Source organism: Pectobacterium sp. CHL-2024 (assembly GCF_044751765.1).
In the GTDB taxonomy this organism is placed as follows: Bacteria; Pseudomonadota; Gammaproteobacteria; order Enterobacterales; family Enterobacteriaceae; genus Pectobacterium; species Pectobacterium brasiliense.
In genome coordinates, this window is sequence record NZ_JBIXKO010000013.1 from 91,904 (window position 1) to 108,032 (window position 16,129).

A 16,129-nucleotide genomic window follows, 5' to 3' on the forward strand; every position below is an offset into this window, starting at 1 on the left:
CTATCCTTCGTCAGACGGCGATAGCGCTAAAGCGACATTAACAAAGTGTGGCGATAATAACCCGGTCCGCATTGAAGCAGGCTTTCACCTCCGCTCCCTGTTGCAGCTTTTGCTGCTCAAGCAAGACATTCGGCACCATGGCACACAGGGTTTCCCCCCCGGTCAGCGTAATCAGAATTTCGCTGTTTTCCACACCGTGCTGAATGGACTGAATTTGCCCTGATAAGACGTTATCAACATCAGGCGCTGTGGATGTTGCAGCGTACACATCGATCCACGGTGCTTTAATCAGTGCCAACACCTCTTTCCCTTTCTGTAATTGCAGACGCTCGGCGCTTTGTTGTGTAATCAGGGCGCTGATCGTTGTTTTACCATCGGCGAGTAAAAGATCCAGATGTTGTTGCACCTGTTCTTCACCGCGTGCGAGCACGGTTCCAAAAAACTGGTTACGGGCGCTGGTTTGCAGTGAGAAACGCGCGATGGCTGCCAGCAGGCTATCTAACGGCAGGCCGTCTTCCTGCAAGACATCAAAGGCTTTTTGCTGAATCTGCGCGAGCAAATCGTACAGCTGGATAAGACGTTCGCCGTAGCGGGTGAGCTGGGCCCCGCCACCGCCTTTGCCACCGGTCATACGCTCGACGATGGTCTGTTCGGCCAATTGATTCATCTCATTGATGGCATCCCATGCGCTTTTATAGCTAATCCCTGCCAGCTTGGCGCCCTGACTGATTGAACCGGTATGACGAATTTGCTTGAGCAATTCAATGCGCCGCGGATCGGCGAATAAACGCTGTTGGAGTTTCAGGGTGAGAAGAATTTCAGCCTGCATAGTGAGGGCACCGTTGGTGAGTTTAATTCTCTGTATTGTCGCTATTTTCTTCATCGGGGGCAAATCGCACAAATAGACGCACTATTTTCTATTACTGCGGTAGACTACGTGGCAATTACGACGATCTCGGCTTACAGTGAAATAGCACGTTAGACGGGCTAAAGTAGCGGTAACCGTTGCAATAAGTGAGGTAAGCATGTTGGAGTTGTTGAAGAGCCTGCTGTTTGCAGTTGCCATGGTTCCTGTGATGATGGTGGTTATCATGGGTGCAATTTATTGCCTGGGCGAAGTGTTTAACGTGTTGTCCCGCATCGGTCATTCCGACGGCCAGCGCGCAAAGAATCAGCACTGATTCACGATCCTTTCCTATTTTGATGTCCGGCTTTTGGCCGGACATTTCTTTTCTACCTCCCCCATCTACCTCTTTAAAGCGCATGACACTGCTTCATAATTCGTTATATCATTATTTACACAACGATAATTGTCAGGAGACAAGAATGAAGCAGCAATGGTTAAAATGGTTTGCCGCACTGACCCTCAGTGCAGGAATGGCGCTGCCTGCGGCAGCAGAAGATAAAGTTACTGTATTCGCCGCCGCATCATTGACGAATGCGTTGCAGGAAATCGCCACGCAATATCAGAAAGAGAAAAACGTCGCTGTTGTGGCGTCTTACGCATCATCCTCAACGCTGGCGCGCCAGATTGAGCAAGGTGCGCCTGCCGATCTGTTCATCTCCGCTGACCAGCAGTGGATGGACTATGCGCAGGATAAAAACCTGATGGATACGGCTACGCGTCACACGCTACTGGGCAATGAGCTGGTGGTGATTGCGCCGAAGGCGAGTGCGCAGAAAGAAATTAAGATTGACGATAAAACCGACTGGAAAAGCCTGCTGAAAGGTGGACGTCTGGCCGTTGGCGATCCGGATCACGTGCCTGCAGGGATCTATGCCAAAGAAGCCTTACAGAATTTGAAAGCCTGGGATGAACTCTCCCCGCTGATGGCGCGCGCCAATAACGTACGTGCAGCTATGGCGCTGGTGGAGCGTGAAGAAGCTCCGTTGGGTATCGTTTATGGTTCTGATGCGGTTGCCAGCGACAAAGTTAAGGTCGTCGGTACATTCCCTGCGACGAGCCACAAGCCTGTCGAATACCCGATGGCAATAGTCAAAGAGCATAAAAACGCGGCGGTTACCGGTTTTTATGATTACCTGAAAACGCCAGAAGCGGCAGCGGTATTTAAACGTTACGGCTTCGCGCCGCGTTAATGATGCTGAGTGATTACGAATGGCAGGCGGTTGAGCTGAGCCTCAAAGTTTCCGTTGTGGCCGTGGCGTGCAGCTTGCCGTTTGGGATACTGATGGCGTGGATTTTAGTGCGCTGTCGGTTCCCTGGTAAATCACTGCTGGATAGTATTATCCATTTACCACTGGTGCTGCCGCCAGTGGTCATTGGTTATCTGCTGCTGGTGGCGATGGGAAGACGCGGCGTAATCGGTTCCTGGCTCTATGACTGGTTCGGCTTCAGCTTTAGTTTTAGCTGGCGCGGTGCCGCATTAGCGTCGGCGATTGTCGCATTTCCGCTAATGGTTCGGGCGATCCGGCTGTCGCTTGATGCCGTCGATACGCATCTGGAACAGGCTGCTCGAACACTAGGTGCCTCGCCGTGGCGCGTGTTTTTCACCATCACATTACCTCTCTCTTTTCCTGGGATTGTTGTTGGAACCGTATTGGCGTTTGCCCGTTCGCTGGGCGAATTTGGCGCGACCATTACGTTTGTTTCTAATATCCCCGGCGAAACCCGAACTATTCCACTGGCGATGTATACCCTGATTGAAACGCCCGGCGCGGAGGCTGATGCAGCAAGGCTGTGTATCATTGCCATCGTCTTGTCGCTGGCTGCGCTGTTAGCATCGGAATGGCTAACAAACTGGAGCCGCAAGCGGTTGGGGGGATAATGCTGCAACTCGATTTTCATCAACAGCTGGGTAGCCTCGAACTTCGCGTTCAGTCTGAGCTGCCTGCGAACGGCATTACCGCGATTTTCGGCGTATCCGGGGCAGGGAAAACCTCGCTGATCAACGCCGTTGTTGGCCTGACTCGCCCAGATGGCGGGCGGATTGTGCTTAATAACCATGTGCTGGTGGATACGCAGCAGCGTATTTTTCTGCCACCGGAAAAACGGCGAATCGGCTATGTATTTCAGGATGCTCGCCTGTTTCCGCACTATCGCGTGCGCGGTAATCTGCGCTATGGCATGGCGGAGACAATGGAATCGCAGTTCGATGACATCGTCAATTTGCTAGGCATTGAGCCGCTGCTGAATCGCTATCCACGGACGCTGTCCGGTGGCGAAAAACAGCGTGTTGCGATTGGTCGGGCGTTGCTGACCGCACCGGAACTGCTGCTTATGGATGAACCGCTGGCGTCGCTGGATTTACCCAGAAAGCGCGAGCTGTTGCCGTATCTGGAGCGTCTGGCGAAAGAAGTCAATATCCCGATCTTGTATGTCAGCCACAGTCTGGAAGAGATTGTCCGGTTAGCCGATCATGTCGTGGTACTTGATAAAGGCAAGGTGAAAGCGCAGGGGCTGTTGGAAGCGGTGTGGGCCAGCAGCGCGCTACGCCCGTGGCTACCGAAAGACGAACAGAGCAGTATTCTGAGTGCGCGCGTGTTGGTTCAGCATGAGCATTACGCAATGACGGCGCTGGCATTAGGCGACCAGCAGGTGTGGGTCGGAAAAGTCGAACTCCCGCAGGACGCCGCGTTACGCATTCGCGTGAATGCTGCCGATGTCTCTCTGGTGCTGGAGCCGCCGGAAAAAAGCAGCATCCGTAATGTGCTGCGTGCCAGCGTGGTGGAGTGCATTGATGTCGACGAACAGGTTGAAGTGAAGCTTGCGATCGGCCAGCAGACGCTGTGGTCCCGTATTACTCCGTGGGCACGGGACGATCTCGCACTTCATCCTGGGCAAACGATCTACGCACAGATTAAGAGCGTGTCGATCACGGCGTAAGCACAGGCCGAGCGATGGAACAGCCGTTCATATCGCTCGGTCTATCTCGTGAATCAGTCGATATTCTGTGACTAAGATAACAAAATGAGTATTGAGAGTGATTTTCAATTCGTTTTTTCTACCGCGTAAACAAGGTAGTCAGATAAATTATTCCCGCGTTGTTATTTTTTCATCATAAAAAGTAATCGATTACTTTTTGTTTTCACCTGTGCTACGGGATAAAAATAGGAGAAGGACATGCCTTGTATGACGTTATTGCGCCGTGCGTTCGCTATACCGCTATTGTTGATAGTTTCATCGGGTTTGGCGCTTGCCGAGCGTCCAGCAGAAAACCAAAAAATAGCGTTGCAGATGTATACGCTGCGCAGCTTGAATACGCTCGACGAGCAATTCTCCATGGCGCGAGACGCCGGATTTAAGGCGGTTGAGCTGGTTGGGACGCATGACATTAGTGCGTCAGAAATGAAGGGGTTATTAGGAAAGTATCAGTTGAAAGCCATTGCTGCGCATGTCCAGTTTGGTGAACTGAAAAGCAATATGGCTGAGGTTGTAGCCTTTAACAAAGCCATCGGCAACAGCATGATTATCGTGCCGTGGCTAAATGTAGAAGACCGACCAGATAGCGCAGAGGGCTGGAAGCGCTTTGGTGTGGAAATGAACGATCTTGGACGTGAGTTGAAGAAGCAGGGCATGAAGTTGGCTTATCACAACCATAATTTCGAGATGAAGAAGTATCGCGGTAAAACCGCGCTGGAAATCATGATGGATGCGGCAGAGCCAGAGAACCTGATGCTGGAAATGGATGTCGCCTGGGTATCGCGCGGAGGACAGGATCCTGTGCGTCTCCTGCGCCAGTACAAAGGGCGTATTTATTCAATTCATGCGAAAGACAATACTTCAATCGGCATCCGCGATGATGAAATGAACTTTGCCCCACCGGGTGAGGGCATTTTGGCGTGGGAAGAGATTCTTCCTGCTGCGTCTAAGGCGGGTGCTCAGTGGTTTGTTGCTGAACATGACTTACCAAAAGATCCACAGGCCATTGTTTCCGCGGCTTATCAGTCGCTGTATGAAAAGCTGAGTAAGATCAAAAGTAAGTAAGGAAGCGCTATCAACCTGCGGTCAGCGGACCGCAGGTTGCAAAATGTGGGATAGTGAACCGGATATTCTGAGTCAGTTAGCTGGATGCCCGTTCGACAAACGTCCATTCCAGTAAGCGCTTTTCTGTTTCGCTGGCAGGCTGGTCGATTTGTTGTAATAGCAATTTCACGGCCTCTCTGCCGATATGTGCGGACGGCTGCTGAATCGTACTGAGCTGAGGCGAGGTGATGTAACCCAGCTCTGAACCGTCGAAACCGATCACTGCAATATCCTGTGGCGCGCTCAATCCCGCCTCACAGATTGCCGACAGTGCGCCAGCAGCCAACGTATCGGACACCACAAAGACGGCATCTGGCCGATCTGGATCGTTAAGCAGCGCGTTCATTGCGGCTTTTCCGCCTGAGTAGCTCAGCGTACTGGCGTATTCGACTTTGCCGTAATCAAACCCATTCTCTGCGATAACGTCGCGATAGCCTTTCTCTCGCTGCTGGGCGTAGAGGTAATTCATGTCGTGGTTAATCATGGCGATACGGCGGCGGCCTTTGCCAATAAAGTGATTAATCACGAAACGGGATGCTTCGGCGTTATCAATCCCGACGGATGAAATAGCGGATGTATCATCATGCTCGGCGCACTGCACCCAAGGCGCGGTGCCAATCATGTCCTGGAGCGCTGACAGCGTTGAAATGGCGTCCATGGTGATCACGCCATCGACCATTTTACCGGACAGCAGTTGCAGGCTGGAGTGGGCGCGAACGATATCGGCACCTGAATTGCACAGAAGAATGCGGTAGCCGTTTTCTTCCGCTTCCGCCTCAATGCCTTTCACGACATCGGCACAGAAGGGGTTGGCAATGTTGGAAACCATGACCAATAACATCTGGCTGCGCGCGGTACGCAACTGCCGGGCCAGTAAGTTCGGCTGATAATTGCTGCTTTTTATCGCATTGAGAACACGTTCCCGGTTTTGCGGTTTCACGCTACCAATGTTGTTCAACACCCGTGAAACGGTGGCAACTGAGACTCCAGCTATCCGTGCTATTTTTTGAATCGACATAATTCAGAAGGCACTCACGCTACTTATGCTTGGCTGAGCAGATTACCATAAATATCTCTGGCTGCATCCCGCAGGCGTCGCACCTGCGGGATGAATACCGTGAGAGAATGAACGGTCTGATGCCTTAATTGGCGACCTTCACCCACGTTTGTTGCTGATGGCTTTGCACGATGGCGTCAATGATGAACATGATGTTCGCGCCGTCGTAGAAGGTGGCAAAGTTGCACGGATCGACGCCAGGCTGTTTGCCGTCGCGCAGATAGGTATAAAAGTTCGCCATCATGTTCTTGAACGCATCCGGCCAGCCTTCGATATGCCCTCCGGGGAAGTGGACCGCGGCGGCGGCTTCCGGGTTCAGCAGTCCAGGATCGTCCGACAACACCTGATTCGGTTTATCACGATGGCCGATCCACAGCTGTTGCGGCGTTTCCTGATCCCACGCCAGCGACTGTTCACTGCCATTCACTTCAAACGTCAGGCGATTTTTCCGGCCGGCGCTGACCTGAGAAACGGTAAACGATCCACGGCTGCCATCCTCAAAGCGCAGTAACACGGTCGCGTAGTCTTCGGTCTTGACCGGTTTGTCGTCGTACTCTGGCGGCGCATTGGACGACGAAAACGTGGCCGTACCGTTCCGATTGGATTTTCGGATCGGGTGGACGATGGCTAAATCGGCGAAGACTTCGACAATTTTCCGGCCGGAAATAAACTGCACCGTGTCGCACCAGTGCGAGCCGATGTCGGCCACTGCGCGGGAAACGCCGCCGTACTCCGGTTCAACACGCCAGTTATAGTCGGTGTCGCGCAGCATCCAGTCTTGCAGATAGCCGCCGTGTACCGCAAAGACGCGGCCGATCTCCTGACGCTTAATCATGCTGGCAGCCTGCTGCACCATGCCAAACTGGCGATAGACAAAGCTGACGCCGTGAACAACGCCTTTTTCTTCCGCCAGCGCCACCAGTTCACGCGCTTCCTCGCTGGTCATACACAGCGGCTTTTCCGAAAAGACGTGCTTGCCTGCCTGAATAATCTGCTTATTGATCGCCGCATGAAGATGGTTCGGCGTGCAGTTATGGATCGCATCAATACCAGGATGATTTAACAAATCAGCGACGCTGCCGTAGGCATGAGGAATGTTGAGCTGGCGCGCTTTTTGCTGTGCCAGATCGAGCGAATTTTCCGCCAGCGCCACCACCTCAACGAAGCCAAGGCGACGAATCGCTTCAATATGTGCTGGGCCAATAAAACCGGAACCAATAATGCCAACGCGAATCATTCTGCGTTCTCCTCTTTTAATCCCAACATTTTTCTGACTAACGGACGATCGTCGCTGGTCGCAGCGAAATCGTCAAAAGCGCGTCCTGCGACGGGAATAATGTGGCGGTTGATGAACGCCGCTCCTTCTTTCGCACCGCAGTTGCTGTCTTTCAGGCAACATTCCCATTCCAGCACCGCCCAACCGTCGTAGTCGTATTGGGCCAGCTTGCTGAAGATGCCGCCGAAATCGATCTGACCATCTCCCGGTGAGCGGAAGCGGCCGGCGCGTTCAGCCCATGACTGATAGCCGCCGTAGATGCCGCTTTTGCTCGACGTGTTAAATTCCGCATCTTTTACATGGAACGCTTTGATTCGTGCATGATAGCGATCGATAAAGCCGAGGTAGTCCATCTGCTGCAAATGCATATGGCTAGGATCGTAAAGAATGTTGGCGCGCGGGTGATGATTGACGACATCAAGGAAGCGTTCAAAGGTTACGCCGTCGTGTAAATCTTCTCCCGGGTGCAGCTCGTAGCACACATCCACGCCGTGCTCGTCAAAACAGTCGAGGATCGGCGTCCACAGGCGGCCAAGTTCTTTAAAGGCTTCCTGAATCATGACCTCTTTACGCGGTGGCCAGGGGTAAAAATAGGGCCAGGCCAATGCACCGGAAAACGTAGCGTGGGCGTTTAGTCCTAAGCGTGAAGAAGCCTTTGCTGCCTGCTTGATTGCCGCAATAGCCCACTCTTGACGAGCCTGTGGATTACGGCGGTAAGCCGGTGATGCGAAATCATCAAATGCATCGTCATACGCGGGGTGGACGGCAACGAGCTGCCCTTCCAGATGGGTCGACAGTTCGCTGATGGTCAGCCCATGCTGCGCCAACAGTCCTTTCACATCATCACAGTAAGTTTGGCTGTCAGCGGCTGTGGCTAGATCGAAAATGTGCGGGTGATTACAGGGGATTTGTAGCGCTTTAAAGCCTAATCCGGCTGCCCATTGCGCCAGATTTTCCAGCGTGTTAAAGGGAGCCTGATCGCCAATATACTGGGCGAGAAAAATACCCGGTCCTTTTAACGTCTTCATTATTACCTCCTTTGGCAACAGGTGTGGTCATGAATACCGTTGCACGATTGCGATAGCGGAGAATGCAGTGGGATGAGGTGCCATCGGCGACCTCATCCCATTTTCTCGTTAAATAATCTGTCTTAAATGATTAGGCCCGCTCTTCTTTATATTTGAAGGAGAAGAGGAAAATGACGGCGATGATGGCTGCGGCAACCGCAGGGATCCACCAGAAGGTCGCCCAGATTTCAGGCGCGTTTAACGTGCCGTTGTCGAAGAGACGGTTATAGATTGCACCGGAAACCTGCGAGCCCAGTAGCATGCCGATACCGTAGGTGAACAGGACCACCATACTTTGTGCCTGACCTTTGATTTTCTCTCCCGCGATGCGGTCGGTGTAGATGAAGCCAATGACGAAGAAGAAGTCATAGCAGATACCGTGCAGCAGGATACCGATGTAGAGCAACCAACGCGTTTCTTCATTCACGCCCATCGCGAAGAGGGCATAGCGTACGAACCACGCCAACATGCCGATGAACAGCATGTATTTCACCCCCAGCTTTCTAAACAGCAGCGGAATGATCAGCATGAAGACGATTTCGGACATCTGACCAAACGACATCGCGGTGCTGACGTCGCTGATGCCTGCATTGCTCAGGAAGGATGCGGTGTAAGCGTAGTAGGTACCCAGTGGAATAGAGATCAGCATGGCGCAGATGGCAAAGACCAGAAAGTGGCCTTTCTTCAGCAACGCAAAGGCATCAGCACAGAACAGATCGCGCACTGCCAACGGCAAGCCTTTTGCCGGCGCTGGGGTATGCGGCAGCGTCAGGCTGTAGGCAGCCAGAATGGCAGAGCAAGCGGCCGCGACGTAGAAGATATTAACGCTTGCGGAGATGCCCGCCGTCCCGATGCAGACACCGGCGACGATCCAACCAATGGTGCCGAAGACCCGTACAACCGGGAAGCTCTTCTCACTGTTGCTCAGGTTATGGAACGCGATGTTGTTGGTTAATGCCAGCGTTGGCATAAAGCACAACGTGTAGGCGAACAGCAGGATCAGCAGCTGTGAGCCGTCTTCGTTGATTAACGCGGTAGGCACAAACCATAGGATGACCGCGCCGATCAGGTGCAGCAGCGCCATGACTTTTTGTGAGGGGAAGAAGCGGTCAACCACCATGCCCAGTACAAACGGCGACAGGATTGAGGCGATTGGTCCGGCAGAGAATGCGTCGCCAATCATGGCGGCCAGGTTGTGCTGTGTCATAACCAGGCCCAGGGTGACAGACCATGAGCCCCAGATGAAGAACTCTAAAAACATCATGAGTGACAGTCTGGGAACCACGAAGGCCGGCTGTAACGATTTGGTAGCTGTGTTTTCAGATGAAGAAACCATGTGGTATCTCTCTTAAAAGTAATCGATTACAATTTGTGTTTTCTAAATGTAATCGATTACTTTTAACTTAACCGCAGCTTTTAGCCATAAATGAGATCCTTATCACTAGAAAGTTATATAGCCATAGCGTAGCTGGCTGTTTTCGCGCAATGATCGGGAGTCTGCTTTGCTTGAGGGGGAAAAGAAGAATGACGCACTTTGTTTTAGTGGGCGATGTCGGTGGCACCAATACGCGTTTGGCATTGTGTGATGCCACAACGGGTGAATTATCGCAAACCGAGACCTATTCCGGGCTGGATTTTCCTTCGCTGGAAGGAGCCATTCGTGATTATCTCGATTCGCGGCAGGTCACGGTACAGGATGCCTGTATCGCGATTGCCTGCCCGATTACCGGTGACTGGGTGGCAATGACGAACCATACCTGGGCATTTTCCATCGCAGAAATGAAAGCGAGTCTGGGTCTGCGCCATTTTGAGGTCATCAACGATTTTACCGCCGTTTCCATGGCGGTGCCGGTGATGGCTAACACCGATTTACTCCAATTTGGCGGTGGGGAGCCTGTGCCAGGTAAACCCATTGCTGTGTATGGTGCAGGCACGGGGTTAGGCGTTGCTCATCTGGTCCATGCCGCCAATCAATGGATTAGCCTGCCGGGTGAGGGCGGGCATGTAGACTTCGCGCCGAATAGCGATGAAGAAGACAAAATTCTCTCTGTTTTGCGCCAGTCGCTCGGGCATGTTTCCGCTGAACGCATACTCTCCGGGCAGGGGCTGGTAAATATCTACCGTGCTGTGGTGTTGTCTGATGACCGCACACCGGAGGAGTTGGAGCCGAAAGATATTACCGAACGGGCTGTCAACAATACGGATGTGGACTGTCGCCGCGCGCTGTCGCTCTTCTGCGTCATTATGGGACGCTTCGGCGGCAATCTGGCGTTAAATTTAGGCACATTTGGCGGTGTGTATATTGCTGGTGGCATTGTTCCGCGCTTTCTTGAATTCTTTAAAGCTTCCGGTTTTCGGGCGGCTTTTGAAGACAAAGGGCGGTTCAAAGGCTATATGCAGGATATCCCCGTGTACCTGATTACCCATGAGCAGCCAGGATTAATGGGGGCGGGGGCGTACCTGCGGCAGGTGCTGGGTAGCGCGCTGTAAGTCTGTTTGCGAGTCGCACGCAATCAGGCAAGCGAGAGTGGTCGCTTTTCCTGATTGCGTCATCGTCGGTTATGCCAGAATGCGGGTGCGGATGACATCGGCGATGCTAGGCTCTTCATTGCTGCCAATCACCAGATCGGCTCTCGCCTTGATCTCATCGGCGCTGTTGCCCATCGCGACACCTAATCCTACGCCTTCCAGCATACTGATATCGTTAAAGTTATCGCCGAATGCCACGACGTCTTTCATGCTGATGCCCTGTTCGCCAAGCCATTGCTGGAGCAGCTTGCCTTTGCTGTTGCCGGTTTGGGCGATATCAACCTGATCCTGCCATGACCACTCGCAGGCGAGTCCGAGCTGTTTTTCTACTTCTGCGGCGAAGTGGTTAAGCGTGGGAACATCGGCGTGCGTGGTCGCGAATTTCCAGATAGCGTGGGACGCTTCGGTCTGACGCACCAGATTTTCCACCTGAGCGAAACGAGGACGCTGCTGTTCCGGCAGGTTCGCAGCCCATGCCAGCGTGCGGACTACGTGCCCGGTCGGATACTGGTAATACATGTCGTCATCGGCATACATCAGCCCATGAATATCACATTCCTCTAGCAGCGTGATGACATTTTTTGCCTGTTCGACAGAGAGCGGATTGGTGTGCGATGCCTGGCCCTGCTGGTAATCATAGACGTAGGTGCCGTTACAGCAGATGGCGGGCGTATCCAATTGCAATCCCTGATAAAAAGGATGGATTGCCGAGTGGTGGCGTCCGGTGACGATCATCACTTTTATGCCTTGCTGACGGGCCAGCGCGAGTGCGCTAAGCGATTCTGGCAGGATTTTTTTCTGTTGATTCAGTAGCGTACCATCAAGATCAAGTGCAATTACTCGGTAGGTCATCGTTATCTCGCAAATAAAAATGTGGGTATCAAATTACCCTTACGATAAAGGACATGGCGAAAAATAGACAGACAACAGCGAGATAAAAGTGTCTGAGGTTCATTTGATGACGAAGGATTCAGCGCGGCGGTGGAAAATAAGGCTAAACGGACGGTTTTACAGCGCCATTGTTGATTTTCTATGCTTTCAACGGCTTATCATCTATTTTTTAAGCAGTTGACCACAACGCTGCTTTACAATGTGCGGCGTACTGTTTATAGTGCGCCTCATTGCGGAGGAGTGGCCGAGTGGTTGAAGGCACCGGTCTTGAAAACCGGCGACGCGAAAGCGTTCTAGAGTTCGAATCTCTACTCCTCCGCCACTTCACTTCTTTCCCTGTATACCTTGCTATTATTCTCTTATCTTACCCTGATATTCTGAACCATCATTTTTCATCATCGATCCGTCATTGCCCACCATCAGCGCCTGTTCCTTAAAACAATCATTACTTAAATCAGCCATTATTTAAATCAATAGTAGCCTTGCGATGTCTCTCTAGAATAGAGTGATTGGTCATTTATGGTATGCCGTGCGTCAGGTTGAGCAGGTTCATTATCCTTCTGATGAACTTCTTTTGAGCCTTCCTGTGCCGCCACATTCGCGTGAAAAATAAGGAGAATACGATGCAGCAAGTGGTTTATGTCGCCAGCCCGGAAAGCCAGCAGATTCATGTTTGGCAACTCGGTGCTCAGGGGAATCTGACATTATTGCAAACCGTTGACGTTCCAGGACAGGTTCAGCCGATGGTGATCGCACCGAACAAGCGTCACCTGTATGTTGGGGTTCGTCCTGATTTCAGGGTTCTGAGCTATCGTATTGATGAACAGGGTAAATTGACGGAAGCGGGTGTTGCATCTTTACCGGGCAGCCCGACGCACCTGTCGACTGATAACGACGGACGTTTCCTGTTCAGCGCGTCTTACAGCGGTGCCTGCGTTAGCGTTAGCCCGATTGGTGCTGACGGCATCGTCGGCGAGCCGATCCAACAACTGGACGGACTGGAAGGGTGCCACTCTACCAACATCGATCCAACCAATTCTGTCGTATGGGCACCGTGCCTGAAAGAAGACCGCATCCGCCTGTACGATCTGGGTGCGACGGGCGAATTGAGCGTGCACCGTCAGTCTGAAATGACGACGGTAGCAGGTGCCGGTCCACGCCATATGGCTTTCCATCCCAATCAACGCTTTGCCTATTGTGTGAATGAACTGGACAGCTCGGTGGATGTGTATCAGTTGGATGCAGCCGGTGGGGAATTGCAGAAAGTGCAAACGCTGGATGCTATGCCAGCAGGCTTCAGCGATACGCGCTGGGCGGCAGACATTCACATTACGCCGAATGGTCGCTTCCTGTACATCAGCGATCGTACTGCCAGCCTGCTGAGTGTTTTCCAGGTATCAGAAGACGGCAGCACGTTAACGCTGGCCGGACATCAGCCGACCGAAACGCAGCCGCGCGGTTTCAATATCGACAACACCGGTGAGTTCCTGATTTCAGCAGGGCAGAAATCGCAGCACATTGAGGTGTATCACATCGACCAGAACTCGGGCGATCTGCAACCGCTGGCGCGTTACGCCGTCGGTCAGGGGCCAATGTGGGTGTCGGTGCTGGCGCTGGACTAAGTTAGCGAAGCACAACAGTAAGCCCTGCATTGATCCGCAGGGCTTTTTTTTCGATTAACCCCGGTATTCTATGATCGACAAACCCGCGTTGTAATCCGTGCTGTAGATGATGCCGTCAGCATCAACAAACACATCGCAGGACTGAATAATCTGCGGTCTGCCAGGGCGCTTGTCGACCATTCTGGCTGGCGCAGCAGGCACCAGCGCACCGGTTTCCTTCGGCTGATACGGGTTACTGATGTCGTAAGCGCGTACCCCTGCGTTTTGATACGTGGCGAAAATCAGTGACGAACTAATGAAGCTGCCGGGCCGGTTTTCATGCAGGTTATGTGGGCCAAAGTGTGCGCCTTTCTTCACATAGTCCGCTTCTTTTGGCTGCGGAAAGGTGGCGATGCTCACCGGATTGCTCGGTTCACGAATATCGAACACCCAAATCAATTTCTCGCCATCTTCCTGATTATCCAATACTGCTTCATCCAACACGATCAGCAGATCGCGATCCGGCAGCGGCAGCGCCGTGTGTGTACCGCCGCCAAACGGTGGGCTCCAGTTGCGGTGGCTGATGAGCTGTGGATTAGTGCGATCGCTCACGTCCAGCAGCGTCAATCCGCCATCGCGCCAGCTGCCATAGGCGGTGTCGCCGCTGATGATGGCATGATGCAATGCGTAACGCTTGCCTTCCGGCCAGCTTGCGGTTTCTCCGCCAGCGCTGTGCATGCCGGGTAGCCAGTAGCGGCCCGCAACTTCCGGATGCTGTGGATCGGCCAGATCGATAGTCAGAAAGATGTAGTCGCTGTAGCCATCAAGCAACGCGGAGACATAGGCCCAGCGCCCGCCCACGTACCAGATGCGGTGAATGCCGATGCCGTCCAGCGGCAGGAAACTGATCTCGCGCGGTTTATCCGGCGTTGAGATATCAAAAATCCGTAATCCGGCGCTCCAGCTTTTACCCTGCTGTTTGGTACTGACCGTGTCGGCGACGGAGCGGGTGTAATAGACCTTTTCCTCGGCGAAGCTGGCGTCGGCAAACAAATCGCGCGCGTTGACGACAAGCAGCAGGTCATCATGCGTTTGCAGGTGGATATTCCAGGTGCCGGGCGGGGCAGCAATAAACCCCGCCGGTTTGGGATTTCTGGCATCGCGCACATCCACAATCGACACGCCTTGTGAAACCATATGCCCGATATAAGCGTAGCCGCGATGAACCATCACCTGCACGCCGTCGGGTCTGCCACCCTGATCGCTGTGTCCAATCAGCCGCATATTACGGCTGTAATCGGGGGTGGGCAGAGGGGTCGATGCCATGAGTTATCTCCGTGTTATTTCGCCTGTTTGGCTTCCAGTGTAGCAAACCACGGTGCGATAAAATCATCCGTATGGCCCCAGCCTGGGATGATTTTCGCCAATCCGGCGACGTTGACTGCACCCGGCTGGCTGGCTAACAGCGCCTGTGGAATTGCGGCAGCGCGGAACTCGTAGGTCGCAGGTGTCGCTTCACCGGCAATCTTGTTGGCAACCAGACGCAGGTTAACTTTACCGATCAGTTTAGGATCGACAGCCACGCTGACTTTCCACGGGCTGCTTGCTTCGCGCATCAGCTGTAAGTCCTGATTGGAGATGTCGATGCTGTACAGTTTGATTTCGGTCCGGCCGTTTTCTTTCAACGCCTTATAAGCACCTTGGCTGAAGGCATCCCACGATCCCCAGATGGCATCGATTTTGCCTTTCGGGTATTTCGCCAGCACCGCGCCGACTTTGTTAGCGGTATCGCCCTGAACGTCAGAGGAGACGGCACCAATCGATTCGAGTTCCTTGATGCCGGGGTTGGCTTTCAGGATCTGTTGATAGGCAAGCTGGCGGCGTTCCATCGGCGGGAAGCCAGCGACCCACAGTTTGATGATATTGGCTTTACCGTTGAAATCCTTCACCAATTGGCCAAGTGATTCGTTAGTCAGGGAGGCATCATCCTGCTGGGTGACGGTCACGCCCGGAATTTCGCCATTCACGGCGGTATCAAACACGGAAACGGCAATGCCGCTGTCGACAATACGTTTAATCAAATCGGTAGAATAGGGATCGCGGCCCTGTGACAGGATGATGCCATCATATTTTTGGCTAATCGCCTGATTCACGAAATCCTGAAAACGGGCATCATCGCCGTTGCTCAGAAAGGTACTGACCTTAAAGCCCAGCTTTTTACCTTCTTCAAGCACGCCGGAAACAAACTGCGTGGTGTTGTCGTCGGAACCCAGGTTGCGGATAACCGCGATGCGAACCGGACCGTCATGATTGGCGATAGCGGCCGGAACGGGAGCAATAGTGGCATTTTGATTCGCCAGTGCCGGTAATGCTGTCAGTAAGCTCAGTGCAAGCAGGGCGGGCGTAAATTTCTTCATTATCAGCTCCATGGCGTTTTATAAAGGGATCTTGTGTTGATGAAAGTGTGTCGTGTCGATGGCAGTATTGTTATGTTTTCTGCGTCACTACTTTATAGCTGTCTTTATGTCTGGATGTCTATTTAAAAGTGATACTGCATCATAGCCGTTGAGCGATAGACGAGGAAGAGGGGAGCATTATGACTTTTGGGTTTAAGTTATAACGATTCGTGCTGACTGCGGATAAAAAGAAAAATGCCCGCGAGGCGCTGAGGAATCCCCAGTAATGGGCGGGTAAAAAAAGACAGGCATAGAGTTTTGTGATCTA

General features: G+C 52.7%; 15 protein-coding genes and 1 tRNA gene. 8 read left to right on the top strand and 8 right to left on the bottom strand.

Going from position 1 to position 16,129, the window contains the following annotated elements:
- Positions 1–37: 37 nt before the first annotated feature.
- The gene (gene modE / locus ACIPUG_RS17080) at positions 38–829 is read right to left on the bottom strand and encodes a molybdenum-dependent transcriptional regulator (RefSeq protein WP_400339387.1); all 792 of its coding nucleotides are present in this window, start codon (positions 827–829) and stop codon (positions 38–40) included.
- A gap of 196 nt (positions 830–1,025) precedes the next feature.
- Between modE and ACIPUG_RS17085 the strand changes: the two genes are divergently transcribed.
- The 5 genes from ACIPUG_RS17085 to ACIPUG_RS17105 all read left to right on the top strand — a co-directional run bounded on the left by ACIPUG_RS17085 (position 1,026) and on the right by ACIPUG_RS17105 (position 4,945).
- Positions 1,026–1,181 (top strand): AcrZ family multidrug efflux pump-associated protein, encoded by a 156-nt coding sequence (locus ACIPUG_RS17085; protein ID WP_010285329.1) that lies wholly within the window; start codon positions 1,026–1,028, stop codon positions 1,179–1,181.
- Positions 1,182–1,326: 145 nt separating this feature from the next.
- Positions 1,327–2,097 carry a molybdate ABC transporter substrate-binding protein gene (gene modA / locus ACIPUG_RS17090; RefSeq protein ID WP_014914696.1) on the top strand — a complete coding sequence of 257 codons (771 nt, stop codon included), beginning with the start codon at positions 1,327–1,329 and terminating at the stop codon, positions 2,095–2,097.
- The gene (gene modB, locus ACIPUG_RS17095; protein ID WP_014914697.1) at positions 2,097–2,786 is read left to right on the top strand and encodes a molybdate ABC transporter permease subunit; all 690 of its coding nucleotides are present in this window, start codon (positions 2,097–2,099) and stop codon (positions 2,784–2,786) included. The genes modA and modB overlap by 1 nt, the downstream gene beginning before the upstream one ends.
- Complete coding sequence (modC, locus tag ACIPUG_RS17100) at positions 2,786–3,844, top strand: molybdenum ABC transporter ATP-binding protein ModC (RefSeq protein WP_400339390.1); 1,059 nt, start codon at positions 2,786–2,788, stop codon at positions 3,842–3,844. The genes modB and modC overlap by 1 nt, the downstream gene beginning before the upstream one ends.
- Before the next feature lie 237 nt (positions 3,845–4,081).
- Positions 4,082–4,945 (top strand): sugar phosphate isomerase/epimerase, encoded by an 864-nt coding sequence (locus ACIPUG_RS17105; protein ID WP_174442314.1) that lies wholly within the window; start codon positions 4,082–4,084, stop codon positions 4,943–4,945.
- A gap of 76 nt (positions 4,946–5,021) precedes the next feature.
- On the opposite strand, the gene ACIPUG_RS17110 is transcribed toward ACIPUG_RS17105, so the two are convergent.
- The 4 genes from ACIPUG_RS17110 to ACIPUG_RS17125 form a co-directional block, all read right to left on the bottom strand.
- A complete protein-coding gene (locus ACIPUG_RS17110) occupies positions 5,022–6,002 on the bottom strand; it encodes a LacI family DNA-binding transcriptional regulator (protein WP_039275563.1) in 981 nt (326 codons plus the stop codon).
- A gap of 124 nt (positions 6,003–6,126) precedes the next feature.
- Positions 6,127–7,278: a Gfo/Idh/MocA family protein gene (locus tag ACIPUG_RS17115; protein ID WP_400339393.1), complete on the bottom strand. Its 1,152-nt coding sequence runs from the start codon at positions 7,276–7,278 to the stop codon at positions 6,127–6,129.
- Positions 7,275–8,345: a sugar phosphate isomerase/epimerase family protein gene (locus ACIPUG_RS17120; RefSeq protein ID WP_400339395.1), complete on the bottom strand. Its 1,071-nt coding sequence runs from the start codon at positions 8,343–8,345 to the stop codon at positions 7,275–7,277. The genes ACIPUG_RS17115 and ACIPUG_RS17120 overlap by 4 nt, the downstream gene beginning before the upstream one ends.
- A gap of 130 nt (positions 8,346–8,475) precedes the next feature.
- Entirely contained in the window at positions 8,476–9,669 is a 1,194-nt protein-coding gene (locus ACIPUG_RS17125) for an MFS transporter (RefSeq protein WP_254360350.1), read from the bottom strand.
- A gap of 239 nt (positions 9,670–9,908) precedes the next feature.
- Here ACIPUG_RS17125 and glk point away from each other — a divergent pair, with 239 nt between their 5' ends.
- Entirely contained in the window at positions 9,909–10,874 is a 966-nt protein-coding gene (glk, locus tag ACIPUG_RS17130; RefSeq protein WP_039499108.1) for a glucokinase, read from the top strand.
- Positions 10,875–10,943: 69 nt separating this feature from the next.
- On the opposite strand, the gene ACIPUG_RS17135 is transcribed toward glk, so the two are convergent.
- Positions 10,944–11,765: a pyridoxal phosphatase gene (locus ACIPUG_RS17135; RefSeq protein ID WP_379059821.1), complete on the bottom strand. Its 822-nt coding sequence runs from the start codon at positions 11,763–11,765 to the stop codon at positions 10,944–10,946.
- A gap of 273 nt (positions 11,766–12,038) precedes the next feature.
- Here ACIPUG_RS17135 and ACIPUG_RS17140 point away from each other — a divergent pair.
- Both ACIPUG_RS17140 and pgl read left to right on the top strand, forming a co-directional pair.
- Positions 12,039–12,126, top strand: a tRNA-Ser gene (locus ACIPUG_RS17140).
- Between the two features lie 301 nt (positions 12,127–12,427).
- Complete coding sequence (gene pgl, locus ACIPUG_RS17145) at positions 12,428–13,426, top strand: 6-phosphogluconolactonase (protein ID WP_400339396.1); 999 nt, start codon at positions 12,428–12,430, stop codon at positions 13,424–13,426.
- Positions 13,427–13,480: 54 nt separating this feature from the next.
- Here pgl and ACIPUG_RS17150 read toward each other — a convergent pair whose 3' ends face one another.
- Complete coding sequence (locus tag ACIPUG_RS17150; protein ID WP_039552926.1) at positions 13,481–14,731, bottom strand: LVIVD repeat-containing protein; 1,251 nt, start codon at positions 14,729–14,731, stop codon at positions 13,481–13,483.
- Between the two features lie 14 nt (positions 14,732–14,745).
- Positions 14,746–15,822 carry a sugar ABC transporter substrate-binding protein gene (locus ACIPUG_RS17155; RefSeq protein ID WP_039468151.1) on the bottom strand — a complete coding sequence of 359 codons (1,077 nt, stop codon included), beginning with the start codon at positions 15,820–15,822 and terminating at the stop codon, positions 14,746–14,748.
- Positions 15,823–16,129 lie beyond the last annotated feature (307 nt).

What these genes read in the sequence shown, in the direction of transcription:
- ACIPUG_RS17155 (WP_039468151.1), bottom strand. Translation starts at nt 15,822, where the DNA reads ATGAAGAAATTTACGCCCGCCCTGCTTGCACTGAGCTTACTGACAGCA.
- ACIPUG_RS17115 (WP_400339393.1), bottom strand. Translation starts at nt 7,278, where the DNA reads ATGATTCGCGTTGGCATTATTGGTTCCGGTTTTATTGGCCCAGCACAT.
- modA (WP_014914696.1), top strand. Translation starts at nt 1,327, where the DNA reads ATGAAGCAGCAATGGTTAAAATGGTTTGCCGCACTGACCCTCAGTGCA.
- ACIPUG_RS17105 (WP_174442314.1), top strand. Translation starts at nt 4,082, where the DNA reads ATGCCTTGTATGACGTTATTGCGCCGTGCGTTCGCTATACCGCTATTG.
- ACIPUG_RS17135 (WP_379059821.1), bottom strand. Translation starts at nt 11,765, where the DNA reads ATGACCTACCGAGTAATTGCACTTGATCTTGATGGTACGCTACTGAAT.
- ACIPUG_RS17150 (WP_039552926.1), bottom strand. Translation starts at nt 14,731, where the DNA reads ATGGCATCGACCCCTCTGCCCACCCCCGATTACAGCCGTAATATGCGG.
- modE (WP_400339387.1), bottom strand. Translation starts at nt 829, where the DNA reads ATGCAGGCTGAAATTCTTCTCACCCTGAAACTCCAACAGCGTTTATTC.
- modB (WP_014914697.1), top strand. Translation starts at nt 2,097, where the DNA reads ATGATGCTGAGTGATTACGAATGGCAGGCGGTTGAGCTGAGCCTCAAA.
- pgl (WP_400339396.1), top strand. Translation starts at nt 12,428, where the DNA reads ATGCAGCAAGTGGTTTATGTCGCCAGCCCGGAAAGCCAGCAGATTCAT.
- ACIPUG_RS17085 (WP_010285329.1), top strand. Translation starts at nt 1,026, where the DNA reads ATGTTGGAGTTGTTGAAGAGCCTGCTGTTTGCAGTTGCCATGGTTCCT.
- ACIPUG_RS17120 (WP_400339395.1), bottom strand. Translation starts at nt 8,345, where the DNA reads ATGAAGACGTTAAAAGGACCGGGTATTTTTCTCGCCCAGTATATTGGC.
- ACIPUG_RS17110 (WP_039275563.1), bottom strand. Translation starts at nt 6,002, where the DNA reads ATGTCGATTCAAAAAATAGCACGGATAGCTGGAGTCTCAGTTGCCACC.
- glk (WP_039499108.1), top strand. Translation starts at nt 9,909, where the DNA reads ATGACGCACTTTGTTTTAGTGGGCGATGTCGGTGGCACCAATACGCGT.
- modC (WP_400339390.1), top strand. Translation starts at nt 2,786, where the DNA reads ATGCTGCAACTCGATTTTCATCAACAGCTGGGTAGCCTCGAACTTCGC.